The sequence below is a fragment of the Streptomyces sp. NPDC090106 genome (assembly GCF_044747265.1).
Lineage (GTDB): Bacteria > Actinomycetota > Actinomycetes > Streptomycetales > Streptomycetaceae > Streptomyces.
In genome coordinates, this window is record NZ_JBIVDS010000013.1 from 1 (window position 1) to 22,288 (window position 22,288).

The following is a 22,288-nucleotide window of genomic DNA, read 5'->3' on the forward strand; positions in this document are numbered from 1 at the left end:
CAAGGAACGGACGCTTCCTTTGTACTCACCCGAGAGACTCTCTCAGGCTTTCCTCCGGGCTTTTCCCTTCGGTCTTGCGTTTCCGACTCTATCAGTGTTTTTCCGACTCCCTGACCACTCATCCGCAGACATGCAGAAGAGGACCCCGGGATAGGATCTGACAAGTTGGTTGCTGCCAGACAAGGACGCTTGATCGCGTCGCTCAGCCCCAGGCAGGAGTACGAGTGTACATGCGCCCCGGGAGCGCGTGCAAATCGATTTGGGATATGGTCTAGACCACTGCCCCGGGTCGGCTCTGCTCAGCGGCGGGTTCCCGCACGGAACCCGTACTTCATATGACATACCCTGCTGAACAGTGCGCCGTCCGGTACAGGCAGTGACGGCCCGTATAGATCTCCACCCCTGGGAGGTTTCCCATGACCACCGTGACGTCCCCTCTTAACGGACGCGCCATCGGCCTGGCGTCCGTTCCTGATCCGGTCTTCTCCGGGGCCATGGTCGGCCCGGGTACGGCGATCGACCCCGAGCGTGAGCCCTCCGAGGCCGTCGCGCCGGTGGACGGAGTCATCGTCTCTCTGCACCCGCACGCCTTCGTGGTCGTGGACGAGCAGGGGCACGGTGTTCTCACCCACCTCGGCATCGACACCGTGCAGCTCAACGGCGAGGGCTTCGAGCTGCTCGTGAACAAGGGCGACACCGTGACCCGCGGTCAGAGTGTCGTGCGCTGGAACCCCGCAGCCGTCGAGGCCGCCGGGAAGTCCCCGATCTGCCCGGTCGTCGCCCTGGAGGCCACCGCCGAGGCGCTCTCCGATCTGCGCGACGACGGTGCGGTGAAGGCCGGCGACAGCCTCTTCTCCTGGCAGTGACGTCGATGCCGTCCCCGGACGGCATCAGCACGGCAATAGTGGCAACCACCGCGGCGGCGGGACCCGCCGCACTATCGGAGACGGGTGAGATGGAAGCAACGCTGCGAGGCGTCGGTGTCAGCCACGGTGTGGCGATCGGCGAGGTCCGGCACATGGGGACGGCGGTGCTCGAACCGCCGGCCAAGCAGATCCCGGCGGACGAGGCGGAGCGCGAGCAGGGGCGTGCCCGTCAGGCCGTGGACGCCGTGGCGGCCGACCTGATGGCGCGCGGCAACCTGGCCGGGGGCGAGGCCCAGGCCGTGCTCGAGGCTCAGGCCCTCATGGCTCAGGACCCCGAGCTGATCGCCGACGTGGACCGGCGGATCGCCGTCGGCAGCACGGCCGAGCGGGCGGTGTACGACGCGTTCGCCGCGTACCGCGAGCTGCTGGCGGGTGCCGGTGAGTACCTCGCCGGCCGGGTCGCCGACCTCGACGACGTGCGGAATCGTATCGTCGCCCGTCTGCTCGGGGTTCCCATGCCGGGTGTTCCGGACAGCGACGAGCCGTACGTGCTGGTGGCCCGGGACCTGGCTCCGGCGGACACCGCTCTGCTGGACCCGACGCTCGTGCTCGGTTTCGTGACCGAGGAGGGCGGGCCGACCAGCCACAGCGCGATTCTGGCGCGGGCACTTGGCGTGCCGGCGGTCGTCGCGCTGCCGGGTGCCGGGGAGCTCGCCGAGGGCACGGTGATCGCCGTGGACGGCAGCACCGGCGACATCTTCGTGAGCCCCAGCGAGGAGAAGAAGGCCGAGCTGGAGGCCGCTGCCGCCGCCCGCAAGGCCGCGCTCGCCGCGTCGACCGGTCCGGGTGCCACGGCCGACGGTCACAAGGTGCCGCTGCTGGCCAACGTCGGCGGTCCCGCGGATGTGCCGGCCGCCGTCGAGGCCGGTGCCGAGGGTGTGGGTCTGTTCCGTACCGAGTTCCTCTTCCTCGACGACAGCAAGAACGCTCCGTCGGAGGAGAAGCAGGTCGAGGCCTATCGGCAGGTTCTCGAAGCCTTCCCCGAGGGTCGTGTCGTCGTGCGGGTGCTGGACGCGGGCGCCGACAAACCGCTGGAGTTCCTGACTCCTGCGGACGAGCCGAACCCGGCGTTGGGTGTGCGTGGTCTGCGGTCGCTGCTCGACCACCCCGATGTGCTGCGCACCCAGCTCACCGCGCTGGCGAAGGCCGCCGAGGGGCTGCCGGTCTACCTCGAGGTCATGGCGCCGATGGTCGCCGATCGTGCGGATGCCAAGGCGTTCGCCGACGCGTGCCGTGAGGCGGGGCTGCGGGCCAAGTTCGGTGCGATGGTCGAGATCCCGTCGGCCGCGCTGCGTGCGCGTTCGATCCTCCAGGAGGTCGAGTTCCTCTCGCTGGGGACGAACGACCTCGCGCAGTACACCTTCGCCGCGGACCGGCAGGTGGGTGCGGTGTCCCGGCTCCAGGATCCGTGGCAGCCCGCGCTGCTCGACCTGGTCGCGCTGTCCGCCGAGGCGGCCAAGGCCGAGGGCAAGAGCTGTGGCGTGTGCGGTGAGGCTGCGTCCGACCCGCTGCTGGCGTGTGTGCTGACCGGTCTGGGGGTCACCTCCCTTTCCATGGGTGCGGCGTCGATTCCGTATGTGCGGGCGACGCTGGCGAAGTACACGCTGGCGCAGTGCGAGCGTGCCGCGGCTGCCGCGCGTGCCTCGGACAGCGCCGACGAGGCGCGGGCCGCGGCGCAGGCGGTGCTGTCCGGCGAGTAACCGGGCGGGCCGGTCTCGGCCGTCGTGTTGTGGAGGGGCGTTCCACCTGGGGGTGGGGCGCCCCTCCGGCGTTCAGTGCTGGTGTGCCGGTGTCGGGCCGTCGGGGCCGATGTCCGGCGGTACGCAGTAGTCGACGTCGGATTCCGGGGAGATGAGGTCGCCGGACTCGGCGTCGGTGCAGTAGGCGTCGAAGACTTCGCCGGCGGTGAGGGGTTCGAGTGCTCCGCCGCGCAGTCGCCAGCCGTAGACACGGTCCGTGGTGCCGGGGGCGGTGGTGCGCATGACGAGGCCGCCGGGGCTGCGGGTGGCGAGGCCGACGGCGAGGAGCGTGGTGAATTCGAGGGCCTCGGCCTCGTCCAGGTCCGTGGTGCCCGAGGCGCCGCTGTCGGCGTGGAGGACGGAGACCAGGGTTTCCGGTGCCGTCGAGACGCTGCACACGAGGTGGCGGTGGCCCGGCGGGGCGCTGTCGAGGATGCGGACGAGGAGGCCGGAGGCGCGGACGAACGCGGCCCGGCCGATGTCCTCGCCGCAGGAGGCGCAGCCGCCGAGGCGGGCGAGGAGTGTGGAGGCGTACTCCCAGGTGGCCTGACGGATCGCCTCGTCGATGAGGACGGGGACGAGGTCGCTCAGGGGCTGGCCGTCGTAGGGGACGGTGGCGCCGGTGGTGGCGACCTCGGCGGTGAAGCGGGTGCGGCTGGAGGGGATGTCGGGGTCGAGGCCGCTGTCGGTGCAGAAGGCGGCGTACTCCTGGGGGTCGAAGAGGGCGACGGTGGTGTGGGTGCCTTCGGCCGCGCGTGTCCTGAGCAGTTCCTCGACCTGTCGGAGGTAGAGGGTGTGGTCGTCGAAGGTGAAGCTGCGGTAGCGGCGCATGGCCCGGAAGTCGTGCTCGTCGGTGAGCAGGCCGATGGTGCCGGCGATTTCGCGGCGCAGGACGCGTCGCATGGTCCGGTGGTCGGTGTGCGCCATGTTTTCCCCCTGAGTGCACGGTCGATCAATGCTCACTCACCGTAATCGGGGGTACTGACAACGGTCTCGGGGAGTGACGATTCGGCACGGCCTCGGGCAGCGGGCCGTGCCGATGTCCGTGCTGGTCAGCCGCGCTTTCGGGCGAGTTCCTCGTAGAAGTGGAGGAGGTCGAGGTTGTCGATGGATCCGGGGTTCACGGCCTTGTCGAGGGGAGTGCCCTGGAGGAGGCGTTTGACGGGGACCTCGATGCGTTTGCCGGTGAGGGTGTGCGGGACGCCGGGTACCTCGATGACCTCGTCCGGGACGTGGCGCGGTGACAGCTGTTCGCGGATGGTCTGTTTGATGCGGCCGAGCAGGGCGTCGTCGAGCACGGCGCCGGGTGCCAGGTGGACGAAGAGGGGCATCCAGTAGCCGCCGTCGGGCTGTTCGATGCCGATGACGAGGGATTCCCTGATCTCGGGCAGCCGTTCCACGGCCTCATAGATGTCCGCCGAGCCCATGCGGACGCCCTGGCGGTTGAGGGTGGAGTCGGAGCGGCCGTGGATGACGACGGAGCCGCGTGAGGTGACGGTGATCCAGTCGCCGTGGCGCCAGACGCCGGGGTAGGTGTCGAAGTAGCTGTCGTGGTACCGGCTGCCGTCGGGGTCGTTCCAGAAGCGGATCGGCATGGAGGGCATGGGGTTGGTGACGACGAGCTCGCCGACCTCGTCGACGAGGGGCTGCCCGTCGGGGTCCCAGGACTGGAGGTCGGTGCCGAGGCCGGGGGCCTGGAGTTCGCCGATGTGGACCGGGAGGGTGGGGACGGCTCCGGCGAAGCAGGAGCACACGTCGGTGCCGCCGCTGACGGAGGCGATCCAGAGGTCGTCGCGGACCTCGTCGTGCAGCCAGCGGAAGCCGTCGGGAGGCAGCGGGGAGCCGGTGGTGGCGACGCACTTGACCCGGGAGAGGTCGAAGTCGCGGGCGGGGTGGACGCCGGCCTTGCGGCAGGCCATGACGTAGGCGGCGGAGGTGCCGTAGAGGGTGGCTCCGGTGCGTTCGGCGATGCGCCACTGGGCGGCGGTGTCCGGGTAGCCCGGGCTGCCGTCGTACAGGACGATCGTGGTGCCGGTGAGGAGGCCGGAGACGAGGAAGTTCCACATCATCCAGCCGGTCGACGTGTACCAGAAGAAGCGGTCGTCGGGGCCGAGGTCGCAGTGCAGGCCGAGTTGTTTGAGGTGTTCGACGAGGATGCCGCCCTGGGACTGGACGATGGCTTTGGGCAGTCCGGTCGTGCCGGAGGAGTACAGGACCCAGAGCGGGTGGTCGAAGGGGACCTGTTCGAATTCGGGTTCGGTGTCCGCGCCGGTGAGGGCGGCCCATTCCAGGGCTCCCTGGGGGGCGTCGGTGCCGAGGAGCGGGATGTGGACGACCGCGCGGAGGGTGGGCAGTTCGCGGCGGAGTTCCTCGACGGTGTCGCGGCGGTCGTGCTCCTTGCCGCCGTAGCGGTAGCCGTCGACGGTGAACAGGACGACGGGTTCGACCTGCTGGAAGCGGTCGAGGACGCTGCGGGCGCCGAAGTCGGGGGCGCAGGACGTCCAGACGCCGCCCACGGCCGCCGTGGCGAGGAGGGCGACGACGGCCTGCGGGATGTTGGGCAGGTAGCCGCTGACGCGGTCGCCGGGGCGTACGCCGAGGGTGCGGAGTCCGGCGGCCAGGGAGCCGACCTGGCGGCGCAGCTCGGACCAGGTGACGGGGGTCGGCTCGTGCGTCTCATCGACATGGAGGAGGGCCGGTTCGTCCGCGCGGGTGGCACTGGCACGCAGGGCGTGCTCGGCGTAGTTGAGGGTCGCGCCGGGGAACCACTGGGCGCCGGGCATGGTTCGTTCGCCGAGCACGCGCGCGTAGGGAGCCGTGAAGCGGACGTCGAACCATTGGGTGACGGCGGTCCAGAAGGTGTCCAGTTCGTCGACCGACCAGCGGTGCAGGGCCGGGTACCCGCCGGCGGACGGGGCGCCGTGGTGTTCGGCGGCCCAGGCCTGGAACCTGGTGACCTGTGCCTGGGCGATGCGGTCCGCGTCTGGCTGCCACAGGGGCTGGGCGTTCTCGGTCGACATTGGGCGGCTCCCGGACTCTGCGCGTCGTGTGCGTCCTCCGCGCACGGGCTGGGGTGTGCGCGTGACGCGGCTGACAGGGACGATGCCATGTGATCGACTTCTGCACCAGGGCGCGCCACACATAGTCGGCGTCGTGAAGATGTGGTCCGGGCACGGGTGAACGGAAGTTGAACGACACACGCGTGCGGGACGGTCAGTGGCAGGGTGAACAGCATGAACGGTCGTGACCTGGTGCGTTCCATGAGGACGGTCGGTTCGGCGGGGGCGGCCCAGGGGTTGCGTTCCGTGCGGGCCGCGTGGCGGACGCGGCGTGCCGATGCCGCGGCGCTGCCGGTGCGCGGCGCCGAGCGGGCCCGGGTGCCGGGCCCGGTGCAGTCGGTGGAGCCGGGGCCGGGTGGCGGGGTGGTGCGGTTCAGCCGTTCCGAGCTGCGGATCATGGTGGCCGTGAACGGGGCCGTCTTCTGGGGCTGGGACGGGGCCGAGCCCGAGCCGTCGTACGCGCTGGCGGGGCGCTGTCCCGAGCCCGATCCCCGTGCGGTGCTGGAGCCGGACAAGGACGGCGGCTGGCGGGTGGTGGCCGAACGGGCGACGGTCGTGGTCTCGCGGCACGGGGCGATCGAGGTGAGCACGCCCGGTGGGGTGACCCTGCGGCGGGATCTCGCGCCGCGCTGGTGGGAACCGGCCGAGGGCGGCGGGGCGCGGTGGATGCAGCGTTCCGAGGTGTCCGCGGACGCGCGGTTCTTCGGGCTGGGCGGCCGGGCGTCCGGGCCCCGGCTGCGGGACGGGACGTACCGGCTGTGGAACACCGATCCCGGCGGTTCCTTCGGGGTCGGCGACGATCCGCTGTACATCACGATGCCGGTGCAGTTCGTGGTGGCCGACGCGGCCACGCACCTGGTGTTCCACGACACCTCGTGGGACGGCACGGTGACGTTGCGGGAGGGCGAGGAGGGGGCCGGTTCCGGGCACGACCGGGCGGGGGCCAGCGAACTGCGGATGAGCGGCGGTCCGTTGCGCTGCTGGGTGGTCGTGGGGACGCCCGCGCGCGTGCTGCTGGCGTGGGCGTCGCTCACGGGTGCGCCGGCGCTGCCGCCGACGTGGGCGCTGGGGCATCATCACGCGCGCCGGGGGTTCGGGGGCGAGGCGGAGGTGCGGCGGATCGTCGCGGGCTACCAGGAGCGAGGGCTGCCGCTGGACGCCGTGCACCTGGGCATCGGCCACTACGACGACCACCAGGTGTTCACCGTCGACCAGGAGCGCTTCCCCAAGCTCGCGCAGCTCTCCGGGGAGCTGCGGCGGGACGGGACACGGCTGGTGTCGATCGTCGATCCGGCGGTCAGGGCCGAGCCCGGGAACGCCGTGTACGACAGCGGAAGGGCCGAGGACGCGTTCGTGGGTGACGCGTCGGGGCGGCCGGTGCGGGGTGTGGTGTGGTCCGGGGAGTCGGTGTTCCCCGATTTCACGCACGCGCGCGTGCGTGAGTGGTGGGGCCGGCTCTACGAGGAGCGGCTGGGGCAGGGCTTCGCCGGGTTCTGGCACGACATGAACGAGCCGACCTCGTTCGCGGCCTTCGGCTCCAACACGTTGCCCCGCTCCGCGCGGCACGCCCTGGAGGGCCGGGGCGGTGACCATCGTGAGGCGCACAACGTGTACGCGCTGTGCATGGCCAGGGCGGCGTACGAGGGGTTGCGGGAACTCGCTCCGCAGGAGCGGCCGTTCGTGTTCTCGCGCTCCGGCTGGGCCGGGATGCAGCGCTACGGGGGGACGTGGTCCGGTGACGTGGCCACGGGCTGGCCGGGGCTGCGGGCGTCGCTGTCGCTGGTGATGGGGCTGGGGCTGTGCGGGGTGCCGTACTCGGGCCCTGACGTGGGCGGTTGCGACGGGAGTCCCTCGCCGGAGCTGTATCTGCGCTGGTTCCAGCTCGGCGCGTATCTGCCGCTCTTCCGCACGCACGCGAGTCAGCGCGCGGGGCGTCGGGAGCCGTGGGAGTTCGGGCCGGACGTGCTGGAGCACGCGCGCGTGGCACTGCTGGAGCGGCGCCGGCTGCTGCCGTACTTCGTGACGCTGGCGCATCTCGCGCGGCGTACCGGGGCGCCGTACGTGCGGCCGTTGTGGTGGGGCGGGCCGGAGGAGAGGGCGTTGCGGGAGTGCGAGGACGCGTTCCTGCTGGGTGACTGTCTGCTGGTGGCGCCGGTGCTCGATCCGGGGGCGGACCGGCGCGCGGTGCAGTTGCCGCGGGGGCGCTGGTACGACACGGCGACGGGGCGGGCGTACCAGGGGCCGGGGCAGGTGCTGCTGGACGCGCCGCTGTCGCGGATTCCGGTGCTCGCGCGCGCGGGTGCGGTCCTGCCGGTGCGGGGCGAGGACGGCGGTCTGGAGCTGGAGGTGTGGGCCCCGGCCCGGGGGCGGACCGGGGGTGGTCTGGTCGTCCAGGACGGGGGTGACGGCTGGGACGAGCCGGAGATCGAGCGGTATGTCTCCCGCTGGCACGGCCGGCGGGTGGTCGTGGAGCGGGAGGGTGAGGACGGCGTGAGCGTGCCGCCTCACCCGGTGCGGGTGCGTGGGCTCGGGGCCGGTCAGGGCCTGTCGTAGGGGTCGGGCCGGGGGCCGGGCGGTGCCTGGCCGTCCGGGGGCGGGACCCCGGTCAGGTGTAGCGGCCCTCGAACCAGGCGCGTACGGCGCGGGTGTGGAGGGGGAAGGCGAGTTCCTCCGGGCGGCGCAGGAGGTGCCAGCCGTCGGTCTCGTCGGTCGCCGCCGAAGCGGGCAGGCCCTCGGCGGGGCGTTCCGGCAGGGAGCCGAAGAGCAGGAGGTGGCCCTGGGGCGAGCTCATCGCGTCGACGAGGTCTACGTCGCGGGCGGCGGCGTCGATGCCCGTCTCCTCCTTGAGTTCGCGCACGACGGCCTGGCGCCAGTCCTCCGCGTGGTCGATGAAGCCGCCGGGCAGGGCGATGCCCCCGCGCGCGGGTTCGATGGTGCGGGTGATGACCACGAGGGCGGTGCCCTGGGTGTCGTACACCGGCTGGAGCGCCACCGCGACGGGCAGCGGGTTGCGGTAGGCCACGGTCGCGCACGCGGGACAGGTGCGGGGCCAACCGGAAACGCCCTCTCCGAAGGGCGCTCCGCAGCTCGAACAGTGGGAGTCGCGCGCGGAGTTGGGGGTGGGGAGCTGAGTTTCGGACACGCGCGGACTGTATCCGATCAACGGAGGGGCGTCGTCCGGGGGCGGCTCAGTGTTTCCCTGAGAGGGACTTCCAGGACACGGGGAAGTCGAAGTAGGTGTCCGGGTGGAGCTCGGGTTTGAAGGTGTAGTGCCACCATTCCTCGGCGAGGTTGACGAAGCCGAGGTCTTCGAGGGTCGACTTCAGGAGGAGCCGGTTGGCGCGCTGCCTGCCCTGGACGCGCTGGTCGAGGGTGTGGGAGAGGGTGTCGAAGCAGTCGTATCCGGTGCCCATGTCCACGGAGTTGTCGGGGAAGCGCGCGTCCTGGGGCGCGTAGCAGGGCACGAGGGGTTCGCCGGGGCGGTAGGGGCGGGTGGGCAGGGCGGGGAGCCGTACGAGGGTGAGGTCCATGGTGGAGCCTCGACTGTGGCCGGATTTCTCGGCGATGTAACCGTCCTCGAAGAGGCGGGTCTTGTCGACGTCCGGGTAGAACTCGCCCTTCATGGTCTGGTCGTCGAGGTCCTCGGCCCAGCGGACGAAGTGGTCGACGGCGCGCTGGGGGCGGTAGCAGTCGTAGACCTTGAGGGTGTAGCCCTGCCGAAGAAGTCTGCGCTGGGCCTGGTGGAGGGCTTCGGCGGCGGGGCGGGTGAGGATGCAGAGGGGCTGTTGGTAACCGTCGACGCGTGTGCCGACGAAGTTGTGCGGGGTGAAGTAGCGGATCTCCTGGAGGATCGTGGGGTCCACGCTGCTCAGGGCCACGAAGTCCGGTGGCGCCTCGGCGTCCGGTGTCGCCCGGGCGGTCGTGGTGGTGGCGGTCGTCGCGAGGACGGCCGTGAGCACGGTGACCAGTCCGCGCAGCGCGGTGGGGAGTCGTGTCATGTCTCTGCCTCTGCCCATCTCCCGCCTCCCGTGACACACTTCTGACGTTCCGTCAGATCATAGGCCGGGGAGGAACCGTGTCAGGTGCGCGCACGCCCGTGGTGGAGGGCTGGTTCGCCGGCGAGGGGGACCGCTTCCACCTTCTGGGCACCCGCTGTTCGGCCTGCGCCTCGGTCTTCTTCCCGCGGGAGGACACGCACTGCCGCAATCCCGGGTGCGCAGGCGGTGAGCTGGTGGAGACGCCGTTGTCCCGCCGGGGGCGCGTGTGGTCCTACACGGACGGACGGTATCGACCTCCGTCACCCTATGTGACGAACCCGGAACTTCCGTGGGAGCCGTACGCGTTGATCGCGGTGGAGCTGCAAGCCGAGCGGATCGTGGTGCTGGGGCAGGCGGTTCCGGGGTTCACCGCCGCCGATCTCGCGGTGGGCATGGAGGTGGAGGTCGTCTCCGGCGTGCTCGACGGGGACGGGGAGACGGTGTGGACGACGTGGCGGTGGCGGCCGGTGACGGGGGTGACGGCATGACCGGTGAGGTGGCGGTGCTGGGTGCGGGCATGCACCCGTGGGGCAAGTGGGGGCGCGGTTTCGTCGAGTACGGGGTGGCCGCCGCGCGCGCGGCGCTGGCCGACGCGGGGCTGGAGTGGCGGCGGATCGACTCGGTCGTCGGGGCGGACACGGTCCGGGGCGGCTACCCGGGCTATGTCGCCGGGGCGACGTTCGCCAAGGCCCTGGGCTGGCAGGGGGCACGTGTCGCCAGCGTGTACGCGGCGTGCGCGTCGGGGGCGCAGGCGGTCAACACCGCGCGGGCGCAGATCCTTTCGGGGCTGGCGGACGTGGTGCTGGTGGTGGGGGCGGACGCCGCGCCCAAGGGGTTCTTCCGGCCCGCGGGCGGGGACCGGCCCGACGATCCCGACTGGCTGCGGTTCCGGGTCCTCGGGGCGACGAACCCGACCTACTTCGGGCTGTACGCGCGCCGTCGGATGGCGGAGCACGGGGACACCCCGGAGGACTTCGCGCGGGTCAAGGTGAAGAACTCCGCGATGGGGGCGGCGAATCCGTACGCCCGCTACCGCAAGCAGGTCACGGCCGAGGAGGTCGCCTCCTCCGCGGTCGTCGCCGATCCGCTGCGGCTGCTGGACATCTGCGCGACCTCGGACGGAGGAGCGGCGCTGGTGCTGTCCAGCATGGAGTTCGCGCGCCGGCACGGGGCGGCCGAGCCGGTGCGCATCCGCGCAGTGTCGACGGTCACCCCGCGCTACCCCAACACCGTGCTGGACCTGCCGGACATCGCGACGGACTCGGCGGTGGCCGTGGAGCCCGCCGCCGAGACGTTCCGGGAGTCGATCGCGCGGGCCGCCTACGAGGAGGCGGGCATCGGGCCCGAGGATCTCTCGCTCGCGGAGGTCTACGACCTGTCCACCGCACTGGAGTTGCAGTGGTACGAGGACCTGGGCCTGTGCGGCCGGGGCGAGGGCGCGAAGCTGCTCAGGGAGGGCGACACGACGCTCGGCGGACGCATACCGGTGAACGCGAGCGGAGGTCTGGCGTCCTTCGGGGAGGCCGTGCCCGCCCAGGCCATCGCCCAAGTCTGTGAGCTGACCTGGCAGTTGAGGGGCACCGCGGGCGACCGGCAGGTGAGCGGCGCGCGCGTGGGCCTGTCGGCGAACCAGGGGCTCTTCGGGCACGGGTCGGCGGTGGTGGCGGTGCGGTGAGCGGAGGGAAGCCGTCCGCGCGGGGGTGGGGCCGGTCGACACGAGGCCAGGGCTCGTCGACGCGGGACCGGCGCTGGCCAGGTCGGGTCCGGGCAAGCGCGTTCTGCACGCTGCGTGATCGCCCCGGAATCCTGTGTGAACGTCTCATGAACTGGGCTTGAGCGTGCCCGGGTGACGCCATCATGCTCCCGTGCGCTCCTGGACGGATACTCTCCGCTTCGCCTTCCAGCCGGTGGTCAATCTGACGACGGGCGGAGTCGCGGGGCTGGAGATACTCGCCCGCCCGGAGGCCGGCGACATCCTCGCCGAGGCTCGTCGCGATCCCGAACTCGACGGCGAGCTGGCCGTGTCGGCGCTGCGGGCGGCGGCCCGCAAGGAGACGCTGCTGCCGCTGCACATCAACGTCTTCGCCGGAACCCTCGCCGATCTCGGCGGGCTCGGCCGGCTGCACACGGCGGTCCGCGAGGCGGGCAGGCTGCCGTGGGAGGTCACGATCGACGTCGGGCCGCCCTTCACACACGTGCCGCACCAGGCGCTCCTGGAGGCCGTGGGCTCCCTGCGGAACGTGGGTTTCCGGATCTGCGCGGACGGCGTCGGGGACGGCGACCTCCCGCTGCGGCTGCTCACCGACCTTACGCCCGACCTGGTGAAACTCGATGCCTCGCTGCTGGCCCGGCCGGCCGCGGTGCGGGCGATGCGCACCCTGTGCGAGGGACTGGGGGCGCTGCTGGCGGTGGAGGGCGTGGAGACGGAGTCGCAGTGCGCGGCGGCGCTGGCGGCCGGGGCGCAGCTGGCGCAGGGCGAGCTGTTCGCGCCGCCCGCCCGGCTCCCCGCGGCGGACGTGTACGTTCCGCCCCGCTCCCCCGCCATGGCCGCACCGGCCCGCTCGGGGCCGATGGTGCGGGAGTTCGTGCGGCCCGCCGCGCTGCTGCCCGCCACCGCGTCCGCGGGCCGGGTACGGGCACTGCTGACGGGGTCGCCCGAGGTCAACGGCGTGCTGCTGGTGGACGCGCACGGGGTGCCGGTGCGCTCGGTGCACCGTTCGCGGTTCCTGCTGTCGATGTCGGGCCGCTACGGCCACGCCCTGTACGCCGACCGGCCCGCCGCCAAGCTGGGTGACGCGCCGCGCGCGGTCGGCGTCGACGCGACCGCCTGGGAGGTGCTGGACGTGGTCGCGGTCGGCGGCCGGGACCGTACCTCGGACGATGTGGCCGTCGTCGACCGGTACGGCCGGTGCGTGGGCGTGGTGCGCCTCGCGGACCTCGTGCGGACCCTGGCCGACACCCAGGTCGAGGAGGCCGCCGGGCTCAATCCGCTGACCCGGCTGCCCGGTTCGGACGCGATCACCGGCGAGGTGGACCGGCGGATCGCGGACGGGCGGACGTTCGCGCTGAGCTGGCTGGACGTGGACCACTTCAAGCGGGTCAACGACGGGGCCGGGTTCGCGGCGGGCGACGAGCTCATCCGCTCCGTCGGGCGGGTGCTGCAACGCGCCGCGTCCGACGGCACACGGGTGGGCCACATCGGCGGCGACGACTTCCTCGTCCTGGCCGATCCGGAGAGCCTCGATCCGGTGGCGGCGTCGGTGCTGGACCCGCCCTGGTCGGCGGGCGGGCTCCCGGTGTCGCTGTCCCTGGCGACGGTGCTGTGCGCGCCGGGCAGCGTCTCCGGCCACCGAGAGGCGGCGGCCTTCCTCGCGCCGCTGAAGAAGGCCGCGAAGGCGCTCAGCGGCGCGAGTTGGGTGCTGGGGCGTGCCGGTCTCCCGGGGCACGAGATCCTGCGGGGCGCGGGGACCGCGGCGGCTCCGGCACGCTGACGGGTCGCCTCCGGCGCGCTGACGGCGGCTCCGGCACAGTGACGGGTCGGCTCCGGCGCGCCGACGGCGGCTGCTCCCGCGGAGTGAGGGCAGCGGCTCCCCCGTGGTGACGGCGACCGCTCCCCCACCGCGACGGCCGCTCTATGCCGTCACGCCGAGCGCTCCCGTGCGGTGACGGCGGCCCTCCGGAAGCGGGGACCGCCGGCCTCCCGGAGCGTGGCTCCTCAACCGTTCGCGTCCGCGTCCTTGACGCTCCCTGGACACCGGTGAACACTTCCGGTGTCAGTCGACATCGCCGTACATTCTCGGCGTATCCACGCACTGCGCCACGCGTGCCCGGCTGCTCCAAGGGCCGCGCCACCAGGGGCGATACGACTGCGACGGCACGCTCGTCACGGACGCCGGGCGGGGCGCGGGTTCTCCCTGCCTTCGGCTGAAGTCGCCATGGGAAACGCACCCTGCACGCAGGGCCGGGGCCGATCGTCCCGGTCCGGGCCAAGGAGCCGCCATGAGCAACGCAGACGTCTTCGTCGGTGAGGTCATCGGCACCGCGATCCTGATCCTCTTCGGCGCCGGTGTGGTCGCCGCCGTCGTACTGAACCACTCCAAAGCGAAGGACGCCGGCTGGGTCGTCATCGCGTTCGGCTGGGGCTTCGGCGTGCTCGCCGGGGCCTACACGGCCGCGCCGCTGTCCGGGGGGCATCTCAACCCGGCGGTGACGATCGGCATCGCGATCGACACCGGTGACTGGGACCAGGTGCCCGTGTACATCGCGGGGCAGATGGTCGGCGCCATGCTGGGCGCGGTGCTGTGCTGGCTCGTCTACCTCGCGCAGTTCCAGGCGAACGCCGAGGACGAGATCGCGCAGCCGACGCTGGGGATCTTCTCCACGACCCCGGCGATCCGCAACCCCGTGGCCAACCTCATCACGGAGATCATCGCGACCGTCGGGCTGGTCCTGCCGATCCTCGCGTTCGGGCTGACGGAAGGGCTCGGCGAGTCGGGCACGGCGATCCTGATCGTCTCGTTCCTGGTGGTCGGGATCGGTCTGTCGCTCGGCGGGCCGACCGGTTACGCCATCAACCCGGCCCGCGACCTGGGCCCGCGCATCGTTCACGCCTTGCTCCCGATCCCCAACAAGGGCACCTCGGACTGGAGTTACGCGTGGATCCCGGTGGTGGGACCGCTGATCGGCGGGGCACTGTCCGGGGTCATCTTCAACGCAGCGTTCTGAAGCATCCGACGAAGGGGACGTCATGACGGACAAGTTCGTCGCCGCGATCGACCAGGGCACGACCTCGAGCCGTTGCATCATCTTCAACCAGGACGGCGCCATCGTCGCCGTGGACCAGCGCGAGCACCGGCAGATCTTCCCCAAGCCCGGCTGGGTGGAGCACGACGCCACGGAGATCTGGTCCAAGGTGCAGGCGGTGGTGGCCGGGGCGATCGCGAAGGCGGGGCTGCGCGCCGACCAGCTCAGCGCGCTCGGCATCACCAACCAGCGGGAGACGACGGTCCTGTGGGACCGCGCCACCGGCAAGCCCGTGCACAACGCGATCGTCTGGCAGGACACGCGCACGGCGGCGCTGACCCGCCGGCTGGGGGGCTCGGACGGGCAGGACCGGTTCCGTGAGCGGACCGGGCTGCCGCTGGCCACCTACTTCTCCGGCCCCAAGGCGGCCTGGCTCCTCGACAACGTGCCCGGGCTCCGCGCGCGGGCCGAGAACGGCGACATCGCCTTCGGCACCATCGACTCCTGGCTCATCTGGAACCTCACCGGCGGCACGGACGGCGGACGGCACGTCACCGACGTCACCAACGCCGGCCGCACCATGCTGATGGACCTGGAGACGCTCCAGTGGGACGAGTCGATCCTGGCCGCGATGAACATCCCCGAGGCGGTCCTCCCGGAGATCAGGTCCTCCGCCGAGGTGTACGGCACCGCCGTGGGCCAGCTCGCGGGCGTGCCGGTGGCGTCCGCGCTGGGCGACCAGCAGGCCGCCGTGTTCGGCCAGGCCTGCTACGACGTGGGCACCGCGAAGAACACCTACGGCACCGGTTCCTTCCTGCTGCTCAACACCGGCAACCGGCCTGTCCCGTCGAAGAACGGGCTGCTGACGACGATGGGGTACAAGATCGGCGGCGAGGCGCCGGTCTACTGCCTGGAGGGGTCGATCGCGATCACGGGCGCGCTCGTGCAGTGGTTGCGCGACCAGCTCGGCATCATCCGCAGCGCGGACGAGATCGAGGCCCTCGCGGCGAGCGTCGACGACAACGGCGGCGCGTACATCGTGCCCGCGTTCTCCGGCCTGTTCGCGCCCTACTGGCGCTCCGACGCGCGCGGGGTCGTCACCGGCCTCACGCGGTACGTCACGAAGGCGCACCTCGCGCGGGCGGTGCTGGAGGCGACGAGCTGGCAGACGCGGGAGGTCGTGGACGCCATGTTCCAGGACTCCGGCGTGCGGATCACCACCCTCAAGGTGGACGGCGGCATGACCAGGAACGGTCTGCTGATGCAGCATCAGGCGGACGTGCTGGACGTGCCGGTGGTGCGGCCCATGGTGTCCGAGACGACCTGTCTGGGAGCGGCCTACGCGGCCGGGCTCGCCACGGGCGTGTGGCAGGACCTGGACGAGCTGAAGTCGCACTGGCGCAAGGACGTCGAGTGGACGCCGTCCATGGAGGCGTCGGTGCGCGACCGCGAGTACCACAACTGGCGCAAGGCCGTGGAGAAGAGCTTCGGCTGGCAGGAGGACGAGGGGAACTAGTGCCCCGCGCGTGCGCCCGCGAGAGCGACACGCGCGCGTGGGCTTTCCATACGCGGCCCGTACCCCTGTCGGCGGGGGTACGGGCCGTCCTGCGCCCGGGGTCGCATGGTGGCCCGACCGGGGTCACATGGTGGCCCGCCCGGGGTCACATGGTGACGGTCTGGCGGCGCTTGGCGCCGTACTCCATCGCGTGCCGGACCACGCCGATGAGGACGTCCTTGACGGACTCCCGGTCGCGGGCGTCGCACAGGATGACGGGGACGTCGTCGTCGAGGTCGAGGGCGGCACGGACGTCCTCGACGGGGTAACGGGACGATCCCTCGAAGCAGTTGACGCCGACGAGGAAGGGTATGGAGCGCCGCTCGAAGTAGTCGATCGCGGCGAAGCAGTCCTCCAGGCGGCGGGTGTCGGCGAGGACGACTGCGCCGAGCGAGCCCTCGGACAGCTCGTCCCACATGAACCAGAACCGCTCCTGGCCGGGCGTCCCGAACAGGTACAGCACCAGGTCCTCGCGGAGGGTGATGCGCCCGAAGTCCATGGCCACGGTGGTGGTGCGCTTGGACTCGATCCCGGTCGTGTCGTCGACGGGACGGCCTGCCTCGGTGAGGAGTTCCTCGGTCCGCAGCGGCCTGATCTCGCTGACCGCGCCGACGAGCGTGGTCTTGCCCACGCCGAAGCCGCCGGCCACCAGGATCTTGAGCGTGACGGGCTCGACCGGAGGCTTGCCGCGCTCAGAACGCCCGAAGATCATTGGTCTCTTCTCCTGCTGACTGGGGGTGGGGCGACGGTGGTCCGTAGCCTCCACCGCCGGGGGTTTCGATGACAAGTACATCGCCGGGACCGACGTCGGCGGCATCGCTACCGCCGAGTTCGGTGACGGTCCCGTCGGCGCGTTCCACCCGGTTGGCGCCGAGCGCTCCGGGCCGCCCGCCGGCCATGCCGTACGGCGGGACGCGGCGGTGCTGGGAGAAGGCGGAGACGGTCATGGGTTCCAGGAACCGGATGCGGCGCACCGCCCCGTCCCCGCCGCGCCACCGTCCGGCGCCGCCGCTGCCCCGCCGGACGGTGAACTCCTCCAGCGGGACGGGCAGTCGCCGCTCCAGGACCTCGGGGTCGGTGAGGCGCAAGTTGGTCATGTGGGTCCGCACGACGGGCGCGCCGTCGAAGCCGTCGCCCGCGCCGGAACCGGAGGCGACGGTCTCGTAGTACTGGTGGCCCACGTTGTCGTTGAGGGGGATGTCGTCGGCGACGAGGGTGCCCATCGGTCCCCGGTGGACGGGGATGTGCGGGGCGTTGGCCACCAGGTTTCCGTCGGGACCGAAGCGGGAGAGGAGCTTGTGCGTGAGGGGACGGCCATCGGGGCGCCGGGCGACGATGTCGGTGGAGGTGCCGCCCCGGTCGGCCCGGAACCGCCAGCCTGTCCTCACGTCCGTATCTCCGATCGCACTGTTCGGCGCCGTGTCCGCGGGTCGGCGTCCCGCCGTGCGCGGATGGTCGTCGACGATCAGTCAGATCATAGCTCCGGCGCTCGCCGCGGGGAGCGTGCGGGGCACCGTCTCAGAGTGCTCTGAGGCCGTTGATCACATCGCGCAGGATGTTCTCGTCCGGCAGCTCGGCGGGCGGCACGGGCCGGTTCACATGGACGAACTCGGCGTCCACGAGATCGCCGATGAGCACCCTCACCACCCCGATGGGCAGGTCGAGTTCGGAGGACAGCTCGGCGACCGACTGCGGGGTCTCCCGGCACAGGTCGACGATGTCGACGTGCTCCGGGGACAGCGAGTGGTCGCCGTCCGGGTCGTCCGCCTGGGGTTCGGCGACGACGACCGCGATGAGGTCGAGGCGGTGCTGGGCCGGGCTGGTGGTGCGGCCCCGCGTCATGGCGTACGGACGGACCACCGGTCCGGCTTCGTCGTCGAACCAGTGGCTTCTTCCCTGACCGTCAGTGCTCATGCCATCCCACTACCCGCCCTGGGACACATCGGTGCGCGGAGCGGAGGCCAGATGTACGCCGACCCGCTTCACCAGGAGGGTCATCTCGTACGCGACGAGGCCGACGTCGGAGTCCGCGTCGGCGAGGACGGCGAGGCAGCTGCCGTCACCGGCGGCCGTCACGAACAGGAACGCCTCGTCCAGCTCGACGACCGTCTGCCGGACGCTGCCCGCGTCGAAGTGCCGGCCCACGCCCTTGGCGAGGCTGTGGAACCCGGAGGCGACGGCGGCCAGGTGTTCGCTGTCCTCCCGGGTCAGGTCCTGGGACGCCCCCGTCGCCAACCCGTCGCCGGAGAGCACGACGGCCTTGCGGATGCTTGCGACACGCTCCACCAGCTCGTCCAGGAGCCAGTTGAGCTCGCCGGACTTGCTGGTCGCTGTGTGGCCGGTCGCCTTCGGTGCGGTCATCGACCGTCCCCCTTTGTCGTTCCTGTTGGTGCTGTGCCGCTCTGGGCGTCGTCGCCCGCGGCGTTCTCCGCACGGCCGCGCTGCCAGCCACGCTGGAGGGAGGCCATACGGCTGCGTACTTGGTCGGCGTCCCGTTCGTCGGCTCCCGCGGGCTTCTCGGTTCGCGGGTCGGGGCCCTGCTTGAGCTGCGGTGCCAGGTTGGCCTGGCGCACCCGCTTGGGCAGTGGGCCGGCGCCGGGACCGCTCCGGCGCGGCTCCGCGTCGCCAGGACCGGTCGGCGAGCCGGGTTCGAGCGCGCTGTCCGGCTCGTCGGGGCCGGAGCCGCCGCTGGAGGCGATCTCGGCGCGGCGGGTGCGCTTGGGCAGCGCGGAGGAGCCGGACTCGTGGTGCGGTCCCTCGGCGGCGGCCGTGCCGCGTTCACGGCCGGTCACCGCTTCGGCGCGGACCTCGTCGGCGCGGTCGGCGAGGCCGGTGGCGCGGCGCTGGGCGCCGGTGGTCCGCCTGCGGGCGGGCAGCTGCGGGGTGTGGGCGGAGCGGGAGCGGCCCGGTCCGGACAGGGGCTCCTCGTCGGTGTCGTCACGGCGGGCGGGCTGTTCGGACACGGGGCGGCCGTGCGAGCTGACCAGCTTGGGGGTGCGGCGGCGGGGCAGCGGTACCGGCGCGGACGGCGCGTCGGTGTCGTCCGCCGCGTGCACGGCGAGGGAGGGCAGGTCACGGGCGTCGCCGTCGGCGGGTCCGTCGGTGCGGGCGAGGCCGCGGCGGGGGCGGAAGAGTCCGCCGCGTTCGCCGTCCTCGTCGTCGTCCAGGCCGCCGGGGAAGTCGTCGACGGCGTCGAGGTCGACGGGCGCCTCCAGTTCGACGGGGCCGTCCAGGAGGCTGCCGGACAGGCCGGACAACTGCACGGGCGCGTGGGCGAGTTCGGCCCGGCGCGCTTCCTCCAGCTCGGCCTCCTTGGAGGGCTGGGGACGGTCGAGCCGGAAGCCGATGCCGTTGGTGTCCGGGACGTCGTCCGTCAGGAGGGTGGCCGGGATGAACACGACGGCCGTGGTGCCGCCGTAGGGCGACGGCTGGAGGGAGACGCGGACGTTCTGCCGCTGGGCGAGCCGGCTGACCACGAACAGGCCGAGCCGGTCGGTGTCGGAGAGCTCGAACTCGGGTGTCTCGGCGAGCCGGAGGTTGGCGTCCAGCAGGGCGTCGGCTGCCATGCCGAGGCCCCGGTCGTGGATCTCCAGGGTGAAGCCGTTGGCGACGCGCTCGCCGAGCACCTGGACGGCGGTGTGCGGCGGGGAGAACACCGTGGCGTTCTCCAGGAGTTCGGCGACGAGGTGGGTGAGGTCGGCGACGGCCGGGCCGGTGACGGCGACCCGGGGCAGTCGGCGCACCTCGATGCGCTCGTAGTCCTCGACCTCGGCGACGGCGGCACGGACGACGTCCATGAGCTGCACGGGCTTGCGCCACTGCCGGGAGGGCGCGGCGCCGGAGAGGATGACCAGGCCCTCGGCGTGCCGCCGCATACGGGTGGTCAGGTGGTCGAGGCGGAACAGGTCGGCGAGTTCGTCGGTGTCCTCGGTGCGGCGCTCCATGGTGTCCAGGAGCGTGAGCTGCTTGTGCAGCAGGACCTGGCTGCGGCGGGCGAGGTTGACGAAGACCTCGGCGACGCCGGAACGCAGTTCGGACTGCTTGACGGCGGCCTCGACGGCGGCCCGCTGAAGGGTGTTGAGGGCGTGACCGACGTCGCCGATCTCGTTGCGGTCGTACTCCAGGCGCGGGACCTCGGTCTCGACGTCGACCTGTTCGCCCGCGGACAGCCGCCGCATGACGCTCGGCAGCCGGACACCGGACGCCTCGTGGGCCTCCATGCGCAGCTGGCGCAGATCGCGGATGAGGGCGCGGCCGATGCGCGCCGAGACGACGAGGGAGAGGAGCACCGCGATCAGTCCGAACACACCGGCGATGGCGGCCTTGACGATGACGCTCATGGCGACCGGCTGGACCCGGTCCTGAAGGCGGTCGCCCGCGTCGTCGTCGAGGGTGGCGAGTTCGGCGAGGACGCCGTCCGCGGCGGCGTCCCAGCTCTTGGCGCTGACGGTGCCGAGGGCCGCGGGTCCGGAGTCGCCGACGGACCGCTCGGCCGAGCGCAGGGGTGCGGTCGAGGCGTTCTTCCAGAACTGCTCGTAGCGTTCGCTCTCCGCCGAGGGCAGCTGGGGCAGGCTGATGTCGTACAGCTGGGTCCGCTGGGCGGCCAGGTCGGAGACCTGGCGGGTCTCGTCACGGGTGAGCTTGCCGACGACCAGGGCGGAGCCGAGCAGCGCGTCCTCGCGGGAGAGCAGTTCCCGGGCGCGGCTGATGTTGACGAGTGCGTGGGTCTGCCGGTCCATCTCCACGTTGTCGACGCCGTCGAGGGCGGACAGCAGCGCGTAACAGGCGTCCACGAGACGGTTGTAGAGCCGGAAGGCCTCGGCGCGGCTCACCGTGCCGTCCTCGGCGCTGACGCGCAGGGAGTCGACGTCGTCGAAGGCGTCCAGGACGGCGGTGAGGAGTTCCTCGCCGCCGGAGCCCAGTCCGTCGCGGGCGGCGGGGTCGCCCGCGTTCTCACGGACCTTGGCGATGGCCTTGTCGGAGACGCGGCGGGTGTCGCGGAGCGCGGAGAGCGCGTCCGAGGCGCGCGGGTCGGCGAGGTAGACGAGGCTCTGACGGCGTTCCTGCTGGAGGGCGCGGACGGCGTCCTCGGTGGGGTAGCCGATCTCCTGCGTGGCGGTCGACACCTCGAAGAGCTGGGTGACCGCTCGTCCCGTCAGGATCGTGGCGAAGCCCCAGATCGCGGTGAGGGAGATCAGCGGCACGAGGAGCAGTGCCACGATCTTCCGGCGGATCGACTTCCCGCGAAAGCGCATGGACTCCCCCAGCCGGTCCCCCGCCGGCCGGGGGTACACGTGTGCGTCAACAAACCGGGCGCGAGCCTACTACCGCAGCACAGGGAACTCGAAGGCCGGTTCGGGGGTTGAACTTCCGCACCGGTTCCACGAGATGGTGAGTTGTCCGGGCATTACGGGAGATTGCCGCCTGCCGCCGAACAGGGACCAGACGGGCCGATCCGGTCGGCGTGGTGCGCGAGTTGGCCAGAATTTTTCGCTTCTGGGGAATCTTCCGAGCGTGTCGCGCGTCCTTCTCTTCAGGAAATGGGGGGCGGAATCGGCCACACGAGCCGCATCCCGCAACCGGGCGGCGTAAAACAGCGCAAGCCGGGCAGCCACTGGGGAGCCCCGTCTTCGGACACGGGGCAAGGGGTCTGCTGGCGGTGGGGAGTGACACGGTGATGGGCACGGCGGAGCGGAGCGAGACACTCACGGAGGGCGAGGCGGCGCGGCTGGTGGCGCGGCGGAGTCCCGAGGCACTGGATCGCGACATTCCGGAGCGCGGACCGGGCGGCGGAGGCACGCACGCCGAGCGCGTCGAGGCCCAGGAGCGGCCCCAGTACCGGGCGTTGTGGATCGAGGAGCCCGCGCCGCGGCGCCGGATGCCCGACCCGGTGCGCACCTCGGCCGTGCGGGCGGTGCTGATCATCTCGGTGACGCTGATCCAGGCGATGGTGGCGTTCCTGTCGACGCTGGCCGGATCGTGGCTGGCCTTCCCGATGGTCCTCAGCGGTGTGGCGAGCACCGTGGTGGCGACCTGGGCCGTGCTCGACGTCTGGGTGACCCGCCAGGTCTGGAACCAGCGCAACGGCGTGGTGTCGGAGCCGAGCAGCACCGCTCGTGCCCTGCGCCGCGAGCGACGCCGGGCACGGCGACAGGCGCGGGCCGCGGAACGCGCGCAGGGACGGATACGGCGCCAGGGCGGGACGGGCCGGCTCTCCCACCCCTGACAG

The 22,288-nt window shown here is 72.0% G+C and carries 17 protein-coding genes and 1 pseudogene; 9 read left to right on the forward strand and 9 right to left on the reverse strand.

Annotated elements, in window-relative coordinates; genetic code table 11:
• Nucleotides 1–416: 416 nt before the first annotated feature.
• Nucleotides 417–866 (forward strand): PTS glucose transporter subunit IIA, encoded by a 450-nt coding sequence (locus ACIPSE_RS34520; RefSeq protein ID WP_401670623.1) that lies wholly within the window; start codon nt 417–419, stop codon nt 864–866.
• A gap of 89 nt (nt 867–955) precedes the next feature.
• Nucleotides 956–2,626 carry a phosphoenolpyruvate--protein phosphotransferase gene (ptsP, locus tag ACIPSE_RS34525; RefSeq protein WP_401670626.1) on the forward strand — a complete coding sequence of 557 codons (1,671 nt, stop codon included), beginning with the start codon at nt 956–958 and terminating at the stop codon, nt 2,624–2,626.
• Between the two features lie 72 nt (nt 2,627–2,698).
• Here ptsP and ACIPSE_RS34530 read toward each other — a convergent pair whose 3' ends face one another.
• Entirely contained in the window at nt 2,699–3,592 is an 894-nt protein-coding gene (locus ACIPSE_RS34530; protein WP_401670627.1) for a hypothetical protein, read from the reverse strand.
• A gap of 125 nt (nt 3,593–3,717) precedes the next feature.
• Nucleotides 3,718–5,685: an acetoacetate--CoA ligase gene (locus ACIPSE_RS34535; protein WP_401670630.1), complete on the reverse strand. Its 1,968-nt coding sequence runs from the start codon at nt 5,683–5,685 to the stop codon at nt 3,718–3,720.
• Between the two features lie 213 nt (nt 5,686–5,898).
• On the opposite strand from ACIPSE_RS34535, the gene ACIPSE_RS34540 reads away from it, so the two are divergent.
• Nucleotides 5,899–8,277, forward strand: a complete 2,379-nt coding sequence (locus ACIPSE_RS34540; protein WP_401670633.1) for a TIM-barrel domain-containing protein — start codon at nt 5,899–5,901, stop codon at nt 8,275–8,277.
• 52 nt (nt 8,278–8,329) lie between these two features.
• Here the strand turns inward: ACIPSE_RS34540 and ACIPSE_RS34545 are convergent, their stop codons facing one another.
• Both ACIPSE_RS34545 and ACIPSE_RS34550 read right to left on the reverse strand, forming a co-directional pair.
• Nucleotides 8,330–8,866: an NUDIX domain-containing protein gene (locus ACIPSE_RS34545; RefSeq protein WP_401670636.1), complete on the reverse strand. Its 537-nt coding sequence runs from the start codon at nt 8,864–8,866 to the stop codon at nt 8,330–8,332.
• Nucleotides 8,867–8,912: 46 nt separating this feature from the next.
• A complete protein-coding gene (locus tag ACIPSE_RS34550; protein WP_401670638.1) occupies nt 8,913–9,722 on the reverse strand; it encodes a M15 family metallopeptidase in 810 nt (269 codons plus the stop codon).
• A 98-nt stretch (nt 9,723–9,820) separates the two neighbouring features.
• Between ACIPSE_RS34550 and ACIPSE_RS34555 the strand changes: the two genes are divergently transcribed.
• The 5 genes from ACIPSE_RS34555 (at nt 9,821) to glpK (ending at nt 16,020) form a co-directional block, all read left to right on the forward strand.
• Nucleotides 9,821–10,249 (forward strand): Zn-ribbon domain-containing OB-fold protein, encoded by a 429-nt coding sequence (locus ACIPSE_RS34555; protein WP_401671285.1) that lies wholly within the window; start codon nt 9,821–9,823, stop codon nt 10,247–10,249.
• Complete coding sequence (locus tag ACIPSE_RS34560) at nt 10,246–11,436, forward strand: lipid-transfer protein (RefSeq protein ID WP_401671288.1); 1,191 nt, start codon at nt 10,246–10,248, stop codon at nt 11,434–11,436. The genes ACIPSE_RS34555 and ACIPSE_RS34560 overlap by 4 nt, the downstream gene beginning before the upstream one ends.
• Nucleotides 11,437–11,626: 190 nt before the next feature.
• Nucleotides 11,627–13,252 (forward strand): EAL domain-containing protein, encoded by a 1,626-nt coding sequence (locus ACIPSE_RS34565; RefSeq protein WP_401670640.1) that lies wholly within the window; start codon nt 11,627–11,629, stop codon nt 13,250–13,252.
• A 508-nt stretch (nt 13,253–13,760) separates the two neighbouring features.
• The gene (locus tag ACIPSE_RS34570) at nt 13,761–14,486 is read left to right on the forward strand and encodes an MIP/aquaporin family protein (protein WP_401670642.1); all 726 of its coding nucleotides are present in this window, start codon (nt 13,761–13,763) and stop codon (nt 14,484–14,486) included.
• Nucleotides 14,487–14,508: 22 nt separating this feature from the next.
• Entirely contained in the window at nt 14,509–16,020 is a 1,512-nt protein-coding gene (gene glpK / locus ACIPSE_RS34575) for a glycerol kinase GlpK (protein ID WP_401670645.1), read from the forward strand.
• A 145-nt stretch (nt 16,021–16,165) separates the two neighbouring features.
• On the opposite strand, the gene ACIPSE_RS34580 is transcribed toward glpK, so the two are convergent.
• The 5 genes and pseudogenes from ACIPSE_RS34580 to ACIPSE_RS34600 all read right to left on the reverse strand — a co-directional run bounded on the left by ACIPSE_RS34580 (nt 16,166) and on the right by ACIPSE_RS34600 (nt 21,314).
• Nucleotides 16,166–16,771 (reverse strand): GTP-binding protein, encoded by a 606-nt coding sequence (locus ACIPSE_RS34580; protein ID WP_401670647.1) that lies wholly within the window; start codon nt 16,769–16,771, stop codon nt 16,166–16,168.
• Nucleotides 16,752–17,243, reverse strand: a pseudogene (locus ACIPSE_RS34585) (hydantoinase B/oxoprolinase family protein); the annotation flags it as partial. The pseudogene ACIPSE_RS34585 and the gene ACIPSE_RS34580, both read right to left, overlap by 20 nt.
• Nucleotides 17,244–17,577: 334 nt before the next feature.
• Nucleotides 17,578–17,973 (reverse strand): DUF742 domain-containing protein, encoded by a 396-nt coding sequence (locus ACIPSE_RS34590; protein WP_401670649.1) that lies wholly within the window; start codon nt 17,971–17,973, stop codon nt 17,578–17,580.
• A gap of 9 nt (nt 17,974–17,982) precedes the next feature.
• Complete coding sequence (locus ACIPSE_RS34595) at nt 17,983–18,420, reverse strand: roadblock/LC7 domain-containing protein (RefSeq protein ID WP_401670651.1); 438 nt, start codon at nt 18,418–18,420, stop codon at nt 17,983–17,985.
• Entirely contained in the window at nt 18,417–21,314 is a 2,898-nt protein-coding gene (locus tag ACIPSE_RS34600; protein WP_401670653.1) for a nitrate- and nitrite sensing domain-containing protein, read from the reverse strand. Before ACIPSE_RS34600 ends, ACIPSE_RS34595 begins: the two co-directional genes overlap by 4 nt.
• Before the next feature lie 422 nt (nt 21,315–21,736).
• On the opposite strand from ACIPSE_RS34600, the gene ACIPSE_RS34605 reads away from it, so the two are divergent.
• The gene (locus ACIPSE_RS34605) at nt 21,737–22,285 is read left to right on the forward strand and encodes a hypothetical protein (RefSeq protein ID WP_401671290.1); all 549 of its coding nucleotides are present in this window, start codon (nt 21,737–21,739) and stop codon (nt 22,283–22,285) included.
• The last annotated feature ends 3 nt before the right edge of the window (nt 22,286–22,288 follow it).